This window comes from Dermatophilaceae bacterium Soc4.6 (genome assembly GCA_039889245.1).
In the GTDB taxonomy this organism is placed as follows: Bacteria; Actinomycetota; Actinomycetes; order Actinomycetales; family Dermatophilaceae; genus Lapillicoccus.
The window spans coordinates 4,203,603-4,219,135 of sequence record JAZGVH010000002.1 but is presented as its reverse complement, the minus strand read 5'-3'; the positions used below and the strand labels follow the sequence as shown (position 1 = coordinate 4,219,135).

The 15,533-nt window shown below is 67.7% G+C and carries 21 protein-coding genes; 19 read left to right on the top strand and 2 right to left on the bottom strand.

Annotation, left to right across the window (positions count from 1 at the left end; all coding sequences use genetic code 11):
• Positions 1 to 899 precede the first annotated feature (899 nt).
• From V3N99_19755 to V3N99_19735, 5 genes are all read left to right on the top strand, one after another.
• Entirely contained in the window at positions 900 to 1,532 is a 633-nt protein-coding gene (locus tag V3N99_19755; protein MEO3938965.1) for a TasA family protein, read from the top strand.
• Positions 1,533 to 1,538: 6 nt separating this feature from the next.
• The gene (locus tag V3N99_19750) at positions 1,539 to 2,135 is read left to right on the top strand and encodes a signal peptidase I (GenBank protein MEO3938964.1); all 597 of its coding nucleotides are present in this window, start codon (positions 1,539 to 1,541) and stop codon (positions 2,133 to 2,135) included.
• Entirely contained in the window at positions 2,135 to 2,539 is a 405-nt protein-coding gene (locus V3N99_19745) for a fibronectin type III domain-containing protein (protein ID MEO3938963.1), read from the top strand. Before V3N99_19750 ends, V3N99_19745 begins: the two co-directional genes overlap by 1 nt.
• Before the next feature lie 569 nt (positions 2,540 to 3,108).
• Positions 3,109 to 3,483, top strand: a complete 375-nt coding sequence (locus tag V3N99_19740) for a DUF1622 domain-containing protein (GenBank protein ID MEO3938962.1) — start codon at positions 3,109 to 3,111, stop codon at positions 3,481 to 3,483.
• A gap of 529 nt (positions 3,484 to 4,012) precedes the next feature.
• The gene (locus V3N99_19735; GenBank protein MEO3938961.1) at positions 4,013 to 4,507 is read left to right on the top strand and encodes a YkvA family protein; all 495 of its coding nucleotides are present in this window, start codon (positions 4,013 to 4,015) and stop codon (positions 4,505 to 4,507) included.
• Between the two features lie 238 nt (positions 4,508 to 4,745).
• Here the strand turns inward: V3N99_19735 and V3N99_19730 are convergent, their stop codons facing one another.
• Positions 4,746 to 5,399 (bottom strand): TetR/AcrR family transcriptional regulator C-terminal domain-containing protein, encoded by a 654-nt coding sequence (locus V3N99_19730; GenBank protein ID MEO3938960.1) that lies wholly within the window; start codon positions 5,397 to 5,399, stop codon positions 4,746 to 4,748.
• Between the two features lie 4 nt (positions 5,400 to 5,403).
• Here V3N99_19730 and V3N99_19725 point away from each other — a divergent pair, with 4 nt between their 5' ends.
• Entirely contained in the window at positions 5,404 to 5,583 is a 180-nt protein-coding gene (locus V3N99_19725) for a hypothetical protein (protein MEO3938959.1), read from the top strand.
• A gap of 487 nt (positions 5,584 to 6,070) precedes the next feature.
• On the opposite strand, the gene V3N99_19720 is transcribed toward V3N99_19725, so the two are convergent.
• On the bottom strand, positions 6,071 to 6,244 hold the full coding sequence (locus V3N99_19720) for a hypothetical protein (protein ID MEO3938958.1): 174 nt from the start codon (positions 6,242 to 6,244) through the stop codon (positions 6,071 to 6,073).
• Here V3N99_19720 and V3N99_19715 point away from each other — a divergent pair.
• The 13 genes from V3N99_19715 (at position 6,186) to V3N99_19655 (ending at position 15,305) form a co-directional block, all read left to right on the top strand.
• A complete protein-coding gene (locus V3N99_19715) occupies positions 6,186 to 6,596 on the top strand; it encodes an Asp23/Gls24 family envelope stress response protein (GenBank protein ID MEO3938957.1) in 411 nt (136 codons plus the stop codon). The genes V3N99_19720 and V3N99_19715 overlap by 59 nt on opposite strands.
• Positions 6,593 to 6,955, top strand: a complete 363-nt coding sequence (locus V3N99_19710) for a hypothetical protein (GenBank protein ID MEO3938956.1) — start codon at positions 6,593 to 6,595, stop codon at positions 6,953 to 6,955. The genes V3N99_19715 and V3N99_19710 overlap by 4 nt, the downstream gene beginning before the upstream one ends.
• Positions 6,956 to 7,110: 155 nt before the next feature.
• Positions 7,111 to 7,287, top strand: coding sequence for a hypothetical protein (locus tag V3N99_19705; GenBank protein ID MEO3938955.1), 177 nt, complete (start codon positions 7,111 to 7,113; stop codon positions 7,285 to 7,287).
• On the top strand, positions 7,280 to 7,690 hold the full coding sequence (locus V3N99_19700) for an Asp23/Gls24 family envelope stress response protein (GenBank protein ID MEO3938954.1): 411 nt from the start codon (positions 7,280 to 7,282) through the stop codon (positions 7,688 to 7,690). The genes V3N99_19705 and V3N99_19700 overlap by 8 nt, the downstream gene beginning before the upstream one ends.
• Complete coding sequence (locus V3N99_19695) at positions 7,687 to 8,337, top strand: DUF6286 domain-containing protein (protein MEO3938953.1); 651 nt, start codon at positions 7,687 to 7,689, stop codon at positions 8,335 to 8,337. The genes V3N99_19700 and V3N99_19695 overlap by 4 nt, the downstream gene beginning before the upstream one ends.
• Complete coding sequence (locus V3N99_19690) at positions 8,334 to 8,915, top strand: hypothetical protein (protein MEO3938952.1); 582 nt, start codon at positions 8,334 to 8,336, stop codon at positions 8,913 to 8,915. The genes V3N99_19695 and V3N99_19690 overlap by 4 nt, the downstream gene beginning before the upstream one ends.
• A gap of 75 nt (positions 8,916 to 8,990) precedes the next feature.
• On the top strand, positions 8,991 to 9,164 hold the full coding sequence (locus V3N99_19685) for a CsbD family protein (protein ID MEO3938951.1): 174 nt from the start codon (positions 8,991 to 8,993) through the stop codon (positions 9,162 to 9,164).
• A gap of 125 nt (positions 9,165 to 9,289) precedes the next feature.
• Complete coding sequence (locus V3N99_19680) at positions 9,290 to 9,553, top strand: GlsB/YeaQ/YmgE family stress response membrane protein (GenBank protein MEO3938950.1); 264 nt, start codon at positions 9,290 to 9,292, stop codon at positions 9,551 to 9,553.
• A gap of 177 nt (positions 9,554 to 9,730) precedes the next feature.
• The gene (locus V3N99_19675) at positions 9,731 to 10,669 is read left to right on the top strand and encodes a hypothetical protein (protein ID MEO3938949.1); all 939 of its coding nucleotides are present in this window, start codon (positions 9,731 to 9,733) and stop codon (positions 10,667 to 10,669) included.
• Between the two features lie 99 nt (positions 10,670 to 10,768).
• Complete coding sequence (locus V3N99_19670) at positions 10,769 to 11,626, top strand: PRC and DUF2382 domain-containing protein (GenBank protein MEO3938948.1); 858 nt, start codon at positions 10,769 to 10,771, stop codon at positions 11,624 to 11,626.
• 234 nt (positions 11,627 to 11,860) lie between these two features.
• Entirely contained in the window at positions 11,861 to 12,424 is a 564-nt protein-coding gene (locus tag V3N99_19665) for a hypothetical protein (protein MEO3938947.1), read from the top strand.
• A gap of 974 nt (positions 12,425 to 13,398) precedes the next feature.
• Entirely contained in the window at positions 13,399 to 13,995 is a 597-nt protein-coding gene (locus tag V3N99_19660) for a PRC-barrel domain-containing protein (GenBank protein MEO3938946.1), read from the top strand.
• Between the two features lie 395 nt (positions 13,996 to 14,390).
• On the top strand, positions 14,391 to 15,305 hold the full coding sequence (locus V3N99_19655; GenBank protein MEO3938945.1) for an aquaporin: 915 nt from the start codon (positions 14,391 to 14,393) through the stop codon (positions 15,303 to 15,305).
• Positions 15,306 to 15,533: the final 228 nt, after the last annotated feature.

Below are 15,533 nucleotides of genomic sequence, written 5' to 3'. Positions count from 1 at the left end.
GGTGGACGCGACGCCGGTGGCGGACCGCACCGCTTGCTGCAACACGGTCCGGTCCAGCGGCGACCGCCCAGTGGTCACGGCTCGCTCGAGGAATCGGCTCGCTCGAGGAATCGGCGGTGCTCGACCATCGTGGACGCCGTCAACGTGCGGGCCGGTTCCTTCCCGACGTCGTGCAACGGGAGGGCGAAGTCGAGTGGCCTCGATGCGGTGCCGCACCGTCCTGGCATTCACGGCGTCCTTGTGGGGGGCGATGCACGCCACCGTGGGCGCAGTGGCGCAGCTTCGCCGGCGTGCCCTGTCTCGTACCGGGTCTGATGGAGGCTCTCATTCCACGAGGGGTGAGAGTCATGGCAGCACCGAGGAGGTACCCCGAGGAACTTCGGCAACGGGTGATCACGCTGGCCGTCGACCTGCGGCGTTACCCCGGAGACCCCTCAGGGCGCATCATGCCGGGTCGGCTAGCAGCTGGGGATCAACCCCGAGGCCCTGACGAACTGGTGACCCATGTCGAGGTCGACGACGGGCACCGGCCCTGGACGACCACGTCTGCGACGAGGACTGGAGCGCCTGTCACCTTGGCGGTCATGGAGCCAGCCCGGGTTGTGGACACCGACCGTGGCCCTGGCATCTCGGGCCCGTTCGAGTTCGTCCAGGCCTATTCGGTGCGGCCGGTTCTGCCGCTGTCGGTCCCCGGGCTCAACTTAGGTGGTGCTCCGGTCGGCCCTGCCAAGGGAGCAAGACGAAGACACCCGACACCGCCGGTGACCGCCCATCGCTGAATCGTGCGGGGAAGGGATGTCTAAACGTTCCCGAAGAACTGCTAATAAGCGTCTCGGCGAGGACGATCTACCCGATGATCCGCATGCACAGCGGGGACACCAACCAAGGGACACCCCGTGATGAACGCTTCGTCTACGACGGCGGGCCTGACGCTGCGCGTCAAGGTCCTGGGCAGCGTGGCTGCCATCGGCACGGCCGCCACCGTGGCCGGGCTGGGCACCTTTGGTGCGTTCACCAGCACCACGTCGGCCGGGCTACCCGCTACCGCGGGGACGGTCGTCATCGCGCTCGGCTCTGCCGGCACGGCCGCCAACCGGCTCACGATTGGCGCCACGGGTCTGGTCCCGGGCGACACGATGCAACGAGCGTTCCAGCTCTCCAACACCGGCAACCAGGCTTTGTCCGCCATCACCCTCAGCACCACCGCCTCGCCATCCAGCCTCCTCGACACCGACGCCACCAACGGCCTTCAGCTCGTGGTCCAGTCATGCTCCACCCCCTGGACCGAGGCCGGGACCGCTCCGGCGTACACGTACACCTGCAGTGGTACGACGACAACCGCCCTCGCCTCAAGGGCGGTCATCGGCTCTAACCTGACCCTGCCCGGCCTCAGCAGCCTGACCGCCGCCGGCACGGACAACCTCATGGCGACCCTGACGTTCCCGGCCGTCGCTGGAAACACCCTCCAGGGCCTGTCGAGCACGGTCACCTTCACCTTCACCGGGACCCAGCGCGCCGCCACCAATAAGTAGTCACGGATGACCGCGCTCACCACTACCGCGTCCGGGCAGGGCCATCGAGTCACCTGGGCGTGGGGCGCGCGCGCGACGGCCCGGTGGACAGGCAACACCGTCGCGGTGCTCGCCACGCTGGCGCTGCTGGCGCTGGGCATCGGACCGCACGTTCTCGACTACCGCACGATGGTGATGCGCACCGGGAGCATGGAGCCGGCGATCAGCCCTGGCGACGTCCTCGTCGTGCGGCCGGAGCCGGTCGCGAGTCTCAGCGCGGGTCAGATCCTGACCTTCGCCGCGCCCGTGGCGGGCAGCCCGGTGTTCTCGCATCGGGTCGTGGCCGTCCAGCGCACCGGCAGCGACACGCTCGTCACGACGAAGGGAGACGCCAACGCCGGCGCGGACCCGTGGCAGGCGCGGATCAGTGATCAGCGGGTGTGGCACGCGGTCTATGTGGTGCCGGGGGTGGGATGGGCTATCGCCGGGCTTCAGCACCCGATTGTGCGGGTCGTCAGTGGCTGGATGATCCCGGGGGTCCTCTGCCTGGAGGTGCTTCTCCGCCTGTGGCGGCGACCGCGTCATCAGCCTGGTCCAGTGGTGAGCGACGAGGTCGCCAGCTGATGTCCTGTCGACCCACCTGCTCCGTCGCCGCAGCCTCTATCACGGTGCTGTGCTGCGCCTTTGGGGTCGCGCCCGCCTTCGCCAGCATGGTCCGCACCACCAGCGCCACCGCCACGGCCTACACCAGCACCACCCTGCAGGCCCCAGGGTCTGCCTCGGCCACCTGCGCACAGGGCGGGACCACCTCGACCGCCACCGTCACCTGGACAGCCTCACCCAGTACCTTCACAACTGGGTACTCGATCACCTCGACACCGGTCTCGAGCACGAAGACCACGGCGGCGGCGACGACCACCACCACCCTCACCGGCCTCACCAAAGGCGCCAGCTACACATTCCGCGTGGTCGCCACCTACAACAACTGGACGAGCGCGGCCCGCGTGACGGCCTCAGTCGCCTGCTGACCTACCGTTCTGGGGTTGACCCCGCCTGGTGGACATCGGGTAAGCGGCTTCTGCCGCGGTGGTGAGCCCGTGCACGGAGGCTACCGGGTTGATGATGAGTGGAGTCCAGCAGAATGGTGTCCGGTGATCCGAGCGGTTGAGCGTGTCCTGCTGACGTAGGCGCGGCCACCGCTGTGATCCTTCGAGGTGCCGATCCCCGTACAGTGCTCTCGATATCCACCATGCTCAAGGAGCCTACGGCCAGGCACCCAACTCGTGGCCGGGTTCGCGGCGTGAGCACGCGCTGCGACATGCGTCCATCCGCCGCGTGTGCGGCCCTGTCATTCTGCCGCCACGAGCTTCAGTGATAAGCCAACCCAACGGCCAGCTTGAGTTCTACGTCGACGACCCGCTGCGAGACGCTGCCGCAAGCCCGGACCGGGCCTCGTCACTTTTGCCGACCGCGGGGAGGGGGTGACCTTCGCCCGGTGTTCTCCGTGTGCCGATGGGGGTGGAACAGGCCGACAGCCCAGCGGTGAGATCCTGTGATTGGCAGGACCAGACTGGTCCGTCACCGGGAGGTCAGGACCGTGCAGTTCAGCGAAGCCGTCGAGCTCGTCGGCAAGGGTATCGATACGGCGGGCGTGGGCATGATGGTCATCGGGGTATTGCTGGCCGCCGCACGCGCGGTGGTCAGCGCCCGACGTCACGTCACCGACGTGTACCGCAGATTTCGCCAGCAGCTGGGTCGGTCGATCCTGCTGGGGCTCGAGCTCCTGGTCGCCGCCGACATCATCCGCACCGTCGCCGTCACCCCCTCGCTGAGCAGCGTCCTGGTCCTGGCCCTGATCGTGGCGATCCGCACCTTCCTCAGCTTCTCTCTCGAGCTCGAGATCACTGGCCGCTGGCCGTGGCAGACCTCACCTACTGCGGCCACCACCACGTCAGGGGGGCCGAGCGCGTAGGTCCCCGCGCCGAGCCGCGAACCGTCGCGCCGTTCGTCCGGTGACGAGGCGTTCGTGGCAACCTTCGCCCGCGACGGCCGTGGCTGCAGCCCCCTGCTGCGCGCCTGCGTCCCGCGCCCGACGCCCCCCGATCGGGGCGAGGAGTACAGCCCCTCCCGGCGCAGGATCTGACCACGCTGCCCGCGGTCCGCGGCGTCCTACTCCGCCACGATGCCCGCCTTGTACTCGGCCGTAACATCCGCCGCTTGGGCCGTTCACCTCAAGGTCCCATGACCCCATCATCGCTGGCGAGATCCGCCGTCGTCATCGTCATCACGCTCCACAACTAACCGCCCTGTGCGGGGGAAGGACATCACCCGACCTGTCTCACCCGATCCTGACGCACAGGGCCCCGGGATCGCGCGTTAGGGGTGAACGGTGCCAGCGCCAAGGCTGAGCTGACTGGGACCCCTAAGCCCCCAGATGCCGGTCGCGGGCTGGCATAGTGCTGGGAGACGATGGTGGACGCAACTGGAGGGAGTGGGTAGTCATGGCCGAGCAGACCTGGACGCTTCTATCTCGCACGCCCACGCCCACTGTCACCAAAATTGTGCGAAGCCACGCCTTTCTGCGCTCCCGAGAGCGCTCGGTCACCATCATCGAAAGCTCAGATGAGCTTCGTGCCCTGGCAGACCTGGTTGACACGCTGGACCAGGCGAGCGGGCCGCTCGCAGCGATAGCAGACCGAGTCGCAGCGGCTGTCCGCTTTCTTCGTGACCAGGCCGATCGTCTCGATAATGCGGCGGCATTGACTCACAACAGCCCCCATGTGGACCATCCCATGAACAGCGACGCCCCCAGTGCAGGCGTCGCGACGCGGGAACGACTCCTTGTCGCCAGCCTTGACTATTTGGTGACCCCCGATGACCTCGTCCCAGACTTTCGAGCGGGTGGGTATGTGGATGACGTTCTCCTCCTGGCCTGGGTGTTCGGCGTCGCTGCCAAGGAACTGGCACGATACCTGGCCGACGAACCCCAGCATTGAGGAACGGTATCCCTCAGGACCGTGGCCTGACGCGAAAGCATATGAACTCGTCGCTCGGGCACATTTTCGGCACCCTCTAAGTGGTGAACGGAGATGGCGGACGCCCCATGCCCCCCCATGCCCCCACGGTACGAGACACTCGTCAGACCGCCGCCACAGCGGCCTGCCGCGGCAACACATTTGGGCACCTGATCTACTTACCGCAGCCCGATGGACATATCCGCCATATCTCGTTGCTTCACTGGGACAATTCGCGGTCGAGCCGATCCAGGAGGGCCTCCAAGGCGCTCTCGAACTCCTCTTGGGTGTGGTCCTCGGCCAGCATCGTGGCGGTCCGGGCGATCGTGGGGAAGTCCGAGACCTCGACGTCCTCGCTGGGTGGCGCGACGTCGGCGTCACCCTCGTCGAGGGGCTCTTCTGCCGGTGCGGTTGACGCGCCGCGGGTGGCCGCTTCGAGCAGGAGATGCCCGAGCAGGAAGCTGGAGAACACCCGGTACGTCTGCACGGCCTGACGGTCGCTGAAGCCACACGCGATCAGCCCCTCGAGGAGGTCCTCGACCACGCGCAGGCTTCGCAACGGCGGACGCAGCCACGGCGCCGCTGGGTGCCGGGTCGCGATGAGCGGAAAGATCGCGGAGTGGTCGATCGCGATCTGCCGTACGCAGTGAGCAGTCCACTGCAGCAGCCCCTGCCACTCGTCGGTCAACGCGGGCTGGCCGTGAAGGGGCTCGTCCGGCCGGACGTGGATCTGCTCTACCAGCGTGTCGACGATGGACTCGAGCAGGTCCTCACGTCCGGCGATGTACCGGTACAACGCCATCGCCTCCACCCCCAGGTGGGCGCCCAGCGACCTCATCGTCAGGGTGTCGAGGCCTGCGCTGTCGTCGATCATCGCGATGGCGGACTCGATGATCAGGGCGCGGGTCAGCGGCTGCTGGGACGCTGCCCTGGGCCCCGAGGCCGTCCTCGGTGTCGCGGTCGAGGCAGATGGCGTTCGTGAGGCCTTCGGGGGGATGACGTCCTGGGTGTCGGACGGGTGGTGGGAGCTCGAGTCTGTGGCCGAATGGGTGTATTGAACAAGTCCGCCCATCCTGTCTGGCCGATAGCCGGCATCGTGAATAGCATTGGGACGGGCTCACCTTCGCCGAGTCACAGCACCTCGCCACCACCCTTGGCCGTGACCTCAGCTGCGATCGGGCATCAGTTGGTCAAGCCTTCCTATTGCCAGCGCCTGCCGGCCGCCAGTCCAGATTCTCTGCTCACTGGCTTGCGCCTCGGCCACTGCCGGATCGTCGACCCCAGCCCTCGACCCCGGCGTCGCCTCACACCTTGGGCAGCTACGGCAGCGTACATCTCTGCTCTAGACCAGCCGTTGTTCCTTGGGGTGCTTGGTGGGACAGTCGAAGGGGTTACCCAGCGGGTTGGGGCAGCGAGTGTCGGCGAATGTGACCCAGATCACAACGTGTGTGGCGTGACACTTCGATCTGACCGGCATCTAACTCCCCGAGGGTCCCGGGTTGTCGTTCGCTCGTTGCGAGTTCTCACATCCCCACCCCACACACCTCAGTTTTCCTCTAAAAAGGAGTCGATCTTCGTGTCGGACACCAGCACCAGCATGAGCAAGCCGTCCACCGATGTGGCGAAGCCGCCGTCCAGCGCCGGCGGTGACCAGTCACTGGTGACCAGCCAGGGCAAGACGACGATCGCGGACACGGTGGTCTCGAAGATCGCTGGCATCGCCGCTCGTGAGGTCTCCGGTGTCCACGCTCTTGGTGGCGGCGCCGCCCGTGCTGTCGGATCCCTGATGGAGCGCATCCCCGGCGGGCGGACCAACCACAGTCAGGGTGTCTCGGTAGAGGTGGGCGAACGCCAGGCCGCTGTCGACCTGGAGCTGATCGCCGAGTACGGCGTGGCCATCGCCGACCTCGCTGCCGGTATCCGCCGCAACGTCATTGCCTCGATCGAGCGGATGACTGGCCTAGAGGTCAGCGAGGTCAACATCACCGTTCAGGACATCTACGTCGAGTCCGATGACGACCAGGACGACCCGGATGACAAGGACTCGGGCAAGGCGCCGCGGGTCCAGTGACCGACTCCCCCCGCAATGCCGCCGGAACGGATAATACGCCGGTAGGGCGTATCGCAAGCTCAAGCCTTGGTGAGCTTGCTGATGCCGTCGCGGCGGCGGCCCGGTCGGTGCCTGGGGTAGCGGACCTGCATACCGGGGTGTTCGGGGAAGTCGCGACTTATCTTCCTGGTCGGCGGGTGAACGGGGTCCGGATCCGGGAGGACGTGACCGAGGTCCACCTCACCCTTATCTGGGGTGCACCCGTCTTGCCCACTGCAGAGGAGGTCCGACGCGTCGTCGCGGCCCTGGTGACGACGCGTGTCGACATCACCGTGGAGGACGTTGTCGCCCCCCGGTCCGCCAGAGAGCCTGAGGCGTAGCGACTTTCGACCAGCTGTAGGTACCGGATCCGGATCCGCCAACCCTGGGGGGTTTGGCGGCAGAACCGGGGTTCCGCTGCACAGCCCGCAGTATCGCTATGCGTCCCCCAGTCCTGCACCCACCGTTTGTGAAGTTTCGTCTTGAAGGAGACACGATGACCACCTCGACCATTGGTTTGTTGGCCGGTCTGCTGCTCGGAATCGCCGCCGCTGTGGGCGGCTTCGGTGGCTTCCTCATTGCCCTGGTCCTCGGCGTCATTGGTTACCTCGTAGGCGGCCACTACGACGGTGAGCTGGACCTGAGCAAGCTCCTCGGGCGTCAGCGTGACTGACAGGTCCTTCGCCGCAGACCAGGCAAGAGGGGTCGTCCGGTCAGCGTTGGCCGAGCCCAGCGAGCGGGGGCGCACCGTCATCGCTCGGGCGGTGGTCGAGCACATCGCGGTCCGGGCTGCGGCCGACGTGGAGGGGGTTGAACCGGCCGGGGCTGGCCTGGAGAAGGTGTTGGGTCGTCGCTACCCCAAGGCTAATGCCGACGTCGCCGGGGGTCGTGCTGGTCTGCGTCTCGACATCGCGGTCGCGTGGCCCCATCCGCTGGCCGACGTCTGCGGGCAGGTGCGGGACACCGTCATGGCCCGTGTCGGCGAACTGACGGGGCTAAGGGTCGACACCGTCGACGTCACGGCCGCCAACGTCGTCCACCCCGCACCGGACACACCCCCCAGGAGAGTCGAATGAGCCGCACCGCACCTGGCCCGTCTGCGAACACAGTGACGATCGACGACGCCGCTGCAGCGCCCACCGCCGGGGACGTCACACTGCGGCGGGCGGACCTGAAGCCCATGGCCGCAGCGAAGACCCCGGTCGGCCCGGGCGTGATCAGTCTCGTCGGGATCGTCTTGGCGCTGCTGGTCATTGCCGCCGGCGTCGTGGGCGCCCAGACCGCCCTGGTGGCCGCGGGAGCCCTCAAGGGCCGGTCGTGGCTGACGAGTGCTGTCACGGCGGTCGACGGGCTGAGCCCGGCGCTGTGGATGCTGCCCGTCGGGATCGTGGTCGCCTTGGTCGGGCTGTGGTTGGTCCTGACCGCCGTCAAGCCCCGCCCCCGCACCGCCGTCGCGCTCCAGGCCGCCACCGGCGTGTTCCTGCGCCCACGTGACGTGGCCCGTCTCGCGGCGGCCGCCGCCGACGACGTCGACGGCGTCCGGGACGCACACGCCTCCGCCTCCCGCACCAAGGTCACCCTGCGCATCACGACCACCACCGCAGATGACACCGCCGAGCAGAACCGGGTGGCCGACGCCGTCAGAAGCGCTGTCGCCCAACGCCTGTCGGCACTCCAGAAGCCGCTACGCATCACCGTCCGCACCCAGGGCGGTCAGCGATGAGCCGCGCCACCATCATCACGAACCGGCTCGCGGCTTTCCTTGTCGGCCTCATCCTTCTCGCCCTCGGCGCAGCCGCCGCCCTGTGGTGGCAAGGAACCCTGACCACCTGGTTCCCCGCCGTCCCCGCGCAACTCCACAGCGGGCGCGTCTCTGATCTGACGAGACAGCGGTGGTGGCCGTGGGCGGTCGGGGTTGCGGGTGTTCTCCTGATCCTGCTCGGGCTGCGGTGGCTGTTCGCTCACCTCCCCAGCCGTGGCGTCAGCCAACTGAAGCTGCCCGGCTCCACCAGCCAGGGCACCCTCACGGCCGAAGTTCGACCCGTCGCGAAAGCCGCGGCCGAGTCCCTTGAGCAGACCCCCGGGATCCGATCCGCCCGCGGCAGCATCCAGGAAGGACGCGGCCAGCTCGTCGCCCGGATCAACGCGACCGTCGAGCAGCAGGCTGACCTGGCAGTCGTGGCTGCCGCCGCCGACCGGGTCTCGGCCCAGCTCGGTCAGGTCCTGCAACGCAACGACCTCGTCTGCCAGGTCAACCTAACCGTTGCCCGCCGCGACCACGCGCTCGCCCGGGTCACCTGACCCGCGAAACCATCGTGGTCACCCACGAGCGTCAACCCATCAGACACACCTGCACCAGAAAAGGAAGCATCCGTCATGAGCGCAGCAGACAAGATCAAGAACGCCGCCGAGGACCTCACGGGCAAGGCCAAGGAGGCCGCCGGCAAGGTCACCGACAACGAGCACCTGGAGACCGAGGGCCAGACCGACCAGACCAAGGCCGACGCCAAGAAGGCCGGCGAGAACGTCAGGGACGTCTTCAAGGGCTGACCTAACCTCTCCCCCGGCCCCGGCGTGACAACCGTCGGGCCCGGGTAAAGGGGATGGTGCGCGGGCGTGACCGGCTTAAGTCTGTCTCCGGGCCTTCCCGCTCTCACCACGAAAGGAGTCACCTCGTGATCTCCGGCATCATTAGCGCCATCATCGTCGGCGCTGTCATCGGCGCCCTCGGCCGCCTCCTGGTGCGAGGCAAGCAGCACATCAGCATCCTCGTCACCATCATCATCGGCATCGTCGCTGCCCTGATCGGCACCTTTATCGCCCGACTCCTTGGAGTCGCCGACACCAACGGGATCGACTGGATCAAGCTTGTCATCCAGGTCGTCCTCGCCGCCGTCGGCGTCTCCCTCTACGCCGGCCGTGGCGGCAAGATCCGCTAAACGCACCAGCCACTCGGAGCACCCGCCGGCGAGGTCGCCCTCGCCGGCGGGTACCTCCCGCCAGAACCTTCACACCGAAGTCCAGCCCACGGCTTCACTCCCCGCCTCACGCCGACACCCGTCGGCACTGCGTCCGGCTCTGACGAGCCGGCGAAGGCCGGTCGTAGTTACGCCGTCATGACCGTGACCTGTGTCGAATCGTCATGCCCTTATGCCGTTAGGCCCAAGGCCCAGCCAGGGACAGGGCTGGTCTCGTACCGTCCCACCCCTCAGGCGTTGATCCGCCACTCCATCGAAAGCGAGTTCCTCATGCAAGAAGCACTGACCAGTGCCTTGACCGCCATTGCCACCTTCGTCCCGAAGCTGGTCCTGTTCGCGGTCATCCTCATCATCGGCGTCATCGTCGCCAAGGTCCTGTCAAAGGCGGTCGCGGCGATCCTGGCGCGTGTCGGCTTCGACCGGGCCATCGAGCGAGGTGGGGTGGGCAAGGCCCTGGAGAAGAGCGAGTACGACCCCAGCGACATCCTCGCCAAGCTCGTCTACTACGCCGTCATGCTCTTCACCCTCCAGCTCGCGTTCTCCGCGTTCGGACCCAACCCGATCAGCGACCTCCTCGCGGCGATCATCGCGTTCCTGCCGCAGGTCTTCGTCGCCATCATCATCGTCGTCGTTGCCTCCGCGGTCGCGGCCGCCGCCAAGACCCTCATCCAGGGCAGCCTCGGTGGCCTGTCCTACGGCAAGACCCTGGCCAACATTGCCGCGGTCTTCATCCTTGGGCTCGGCGTCATCGCCGCCCTCAACCAGGTCGGCATCGCGACCACGGTCACCACCCCCGTCCTGATCGCCGTCCTCGCCACCCTCGCCGGTGTCCTGATCGTCGGTGTCGGCGGCGGCCTGATCAAGCCCATGCAGACCCGGTGGGAGACCTACCTGACCAAGGCCGAGGAAGAAGCCCCCAAGGTCAAGGAACAGGTCGCCAACGCCCCCAGCATCAAGGAACAGGCCGCCGCTGCCAAGGACAAGGCGCAGAACGCCTACCAGTCCGCGGACACCACGAGCAGCGACCCGTACGACCGGCAGAGCGCCGCCACCTCCTGGGACCCCACCCAGCGCTGACCACACCCCCTCGCGACCCCAGCAACTCGGGTCGTATCAGCATCACCAGCATCACCAGCACCACTCATGCCTCACCCACCGCAACGGAAGAAGTGTGCAATGAGCATCACCGAGAACCAGCTGCAGGACGTCATCGGCCAGGACGTATACAGCGCCGACGGCGCCAAGATCGGCCACGCCGGGCAGATCTTCCTCGACGACGTCACCGGCAAGCCCGAGTGGGCCACGGTCCAGACCGGCCTGTTCGGCACCAAGGAGTCGTTCGTCCCGATCGCGACCGCGGACCTGACCTCGGACGGTCTTCGGGTGCCGTTCGACAAGGACACCGTCAAGGCCGCCCCGCGGGTCGACGCGGAGGGGGGCCACCTCTCGCAGGATGAGGAGGCCGAGCTGTACCGCCACTACGGCATGGACTACAGCGACGAGCAGTCCGACTCCGGTCTGCCCGCCGCCGGCACCGCCCCCACCTCGGGGCGCGGCGACCACGACGGCGACGGCGTCTTCGACGACGTGCAGGGCCGCACCGTCGGTCAGGACACCTCGGGTCTGACCACGGACGACGCGATGACCCGCTCGGAGGAGCAGCTCAAGGTCGGTACCAAGAACGTCGCGGCCGGCAAGGCCCGCCTGCGGAAGTTCGTCGTGACCGAGCAGCAGACCGTCACCGTCCCGGTGACCCGCGAGGAGGTCCGCCTCGAGCGGGAGCCGATCTCCCAGGCCGACCAGGCCACCATGGCCAAGGCCATGGACGGGCCGGCGATCTCCGAGGAGGAGCACGAGCTCGTGCTGCACGAGGAGCAGGTCGTCGTCACCAAGGAAGCCGTCCCCGTCGAGCGGGTCAAGCTGGGCGTCGAGACTGTTACCGAGGACCAGCAGGTCACCGAAGAGGTCCGCAAGGAGCAGATCGAGTCCAGCACCGACCTCGACCGCGACCCGAAGACCGACCCTCGGCACTGACGTCGACCAGGCCCGAAACCACGTCGAACCACGCGACCGTCGTGGCCCCACATCTGTTGGCCACCGCCAAATGATGTGGGGCCACGGCCCCCTCGGATCCACCGCGGTCCTGTCACTAATCCGACTTTTTTGACGCCGACGGCAGAGTCTCTCTTGGACCTCACCAGGTTGTGCCGCTGCTCAGCCCGCTACCGGTCATCCCATCCACCCCGCTCATGCTTCCAGGAGATTCTTGTGTCGTCACGCAACACGCTCATCCGTTCGATGCACGACGTCGGGGTGGCCGCCTGGTTCGGCGGGGCCCTGATGGGGGCGGTCGCACTTAACGGCGCCACCCGTCAGGTGCGCGACGACGCCAACCCGATCGCGGTCGCCGCCTCGGGCTGGTCGCGTTGGTCCCCCGTCGCCGCCGCAGCCATCGGCACCCACCTCGTCGGGGGCCTCGGGCTGGTCCTGGCCAACCGGGACCGGGTCACGCATCAGGGGGGCGTCGGAGCCAACACCGTCCTCAAGACCGTCCTGACCGGGGCGGCGATCGCCAGCACCGCCTACTCCGGCATCCTCGGGGCCCAGCTGGCCCATGAGCCCATCGCCTCCGTCGACGCAGCGACCGTCCCGAACCCGTCTACCCCCGAGCACGTGGCCCGTTCCCAGCAGCAGCTGCGGATCCTGCAGTGGCTCACCCCGGTCCTGACCGGGGCCCTGATCGTCCTCGGGGCGCAGCACGGCGAGCAGCAGAAACCGACCGAGATCATCAAGGTCGTCGCGTCCAAGACGATCCGCCGCAGCCGTCGCTGAGCAGGACGCACCCGGTCCGCTCCGACAGCCTGTCGTCGTCGTAGCTCCCGTCACACCCCTACCCCATCCGGAAAGTAGTCCGTCGTGTCTTCCACCCCGCCGTCCGGGCAACCCTCGTCTGTGGACCCACCAGTGGGAGCCACTCGCGTCGTGGGCAAGCCCCGTCGTCGCTGGCCCGTTCTGCTCCTGCTGCTGCTTCTAATCGTGGTGGGGTTGATCTTCATTCTCTCCCGCTGCGGCAACGGCTCGGGCACCCCGTCCTCCGCACCATCCGTGCCCACTGCGGGACTCACACCGACAACGAGCGGGTCATCAGCGTCTTCCATGAGCAGGGCGAGCGCTACCTCGACGGCAGCGACCAGCCCCTCGTCAGGCACCCCAACGGCAGCGACCGGTCCAACACCAATGGGAGACGCCGGAGCCTCTGATGGCGGCTCGACCTCCGCTCCCGGTGGGTCGGCCGGCTCATCGGGGGGGTCATTGGGCGGCTCCGGAGCAGCTGGGGGCATCGTGGCAGCGGGAACGGTGACCTCCGAGGATGCCGTTGTCCTGGGGGCCACTTCCGGTTCCCCGACGACGCTGAGGACCCACCTCGGCAAGGCCGCTGTCGGGACAGCTGTGCGCGTTCAGTCGGTGCCTGCTGACGAAGGCTTCTGGGTGGGGACGTCGGTGACGGACCGGGTGTGGGTGCAGCTAATCGGTGCGGGAGAAAGTCCGTACACCGTCAAGGCTGGGGACACTCTCACCTTCTCCGGGACGGTCACCGCGCACGACGGAAAGTTCGCTTCCCAGGTCGGTGTCGACACCTCGGAGGGTGCAGCCCAATTGACGAGCCAGGCTGCGCACATCACCGTTGCCCAGAACGCGGTGCGGGTCTCAGGCTAGGGCATCGTGAACCGTCTCGCCCTGAACGCTTGTATCCCCTCATGAGCTAGACACGGCTGAAAGGTGCAATCCCCGTGATGCTGCGCAGGATGCTGTATTCGCAGCTGGTCGGTACGGTCCTGTATGGAGGCGACGGCATCCGGGTCGGACAGGTTCGTCGGGTCCTGCTGGACGAGATCACCGGCCGACCCGAATGGGTCGTGGTGTCGACGGGAGCGCTGGGAGCACGGCAGCGTCTGGTACCGATCATGACCGCCGACCTGCAGCCTGGCGGGATACGAGTGCCGTATCCCGCGGCCGTGGTGCTCGCAGCACCCCGGTTCGACCCTCGAGACGCTGCTCCCAGCCAGGGCTGCGAGGAGGAGTTGTACCGCCACTACGCCATGGACGGCACGGACGGTTTGGACGGCACGGGCAGCACGGACAGGGGACAGGAGTCTGCCTCCTTTGCCGGCTTCGACAGCAATCTCGCTGCGAGCAATGGCGTTGGGGCTTCGGCCTCGACGCTGCCCGCCCCCGACCACAGCCCGGACTCGGCGGGGTGGGATCTGGGGAAGCTGCGGAAGCTGCTTGACCTGGCCTTCGCCTACCCGCAGCACCAGCCGCCAGGGCGTACGGGCGAGACATTTCTGGTCGACGCTGCTGAGACCTCGATCGAGTCCGACGACGGAAGGGTTCCCGAATGAAGGGTTGGAGGACGTGTCGATCGTGGTAAACGGCCCGGCCGGGACGGGCGGTGAGTCCTCCCCCGGGGCAGTGGCGCGTTACGCACGGGCCCTCGGCGGCGAAGCTCACCGGACCCGGGTACGTCTGCCCGCCGAGACCCTTCCCGAGTTCCTGGACATCGCGACCGAGGGTGCGGCCATATCGGTCCGGTACCGGCTGCTTCGGGCCCCTCGGACGCGACGCCCCATCACGGACGGACTCGGAGACTACCTCTACGTGCCGCAGCGGAACGTCCCGATCCACCCTGAACCCTGATAAAACGCGCGCGCTAAATCGTGATGACCGCTGAGAGCGCCACTCGCGTCCCAAGGCCAACGCCCATCCACCCCGAACCGCACACAATGCAAGGAGTCCCATGACCACGCCACCGCCTCACCTCGCACAGCACCAGCCGGATACTCGCAGAGGAAGAAGCAAGGTCGGTGAAGGCGCACGCGCCGCCGGGGGGCGACGACGTCCCGGCTTCCACCCCGACACCGCACTGCGGGCGGGCGCCGCGGAAGCCGTCGGGACGTTCTTCTTGATCTACACCGGCACCGCAACCGCCGCCGCCGGGGCACTCGGAAAAGCGACCGCGGGGTCCCCGCCGGACTCTCTCGCCGTCGCTCTCGCGTTCGGTCTCGTCCTCGTGGCCATGGTCGGGGCCCTGGGGCAGGTCTCCGGCGCCCACCTCAACGGGGCGGTCACCATCGGACTCGCCGTCGCCGGCAAGTTTCCCTGGCGCTACGTGCCCACCTACCTGCTCTCCCAGCTCGCTGGCGCCATTGCCGGGGCCGGCGCCACCTGGCTGACCTTTGGATCCGTCGCCCGCGACCAAGCCCACCTCGGCGCCACCGTGCCCTCGGCCGGGGTCAGCGACGGCCGGGCCTTCATTGTCGAGGTACTGATCACCTTCCTCCTGGTCTTCGTGGTCACCGCCGTCGCTACCGACACCCGCGTGCCAGCGGCCCTGGCCGCACCGTCCATCGGGTTCGCCCTTGTCGCTGCCGTCCTGATCGGTGGCGGTATCACCGGCGGAGCCGTCAACCCCGATCGGGCGCTCGGGCCGGCCATCATGGCCGGCACCTACGACTCCCTGTGGCTCTACGTCGTGGCCGACATCATCGGTGGCGTCGTCGCGGCCCTGCTCTATGTCCACGGCGTCGGCATAGCCACAGCCCCCACCGTCGAGGCAGCGGACGTGAGCCATGAGACCGAGAAGGGCGACTGGTCGGATGGGGACGAGGAGACCGGCGCGGGTAACCGAAACGTTCAGTCAGCAACGCACTGACGACGGCCAGCGTCAGACCCGGTTGGGGTCATGAACCCCGCACCGGCCGACCCATACCGGCACAGCCCCCGGTGGCCACCGGCAGTCCCCACCACCATGCTTTCCTCCACCACCCTTGAAAGGGGATCAGCTCATGTGGGTGCTCGTCACTCGTCGCCTCCGCCTCCGGCTCCTCACCGCCGTCGCCTGGCCCATCCTCAGGTGGACTTTCAACCGGGCCGGCCGGCA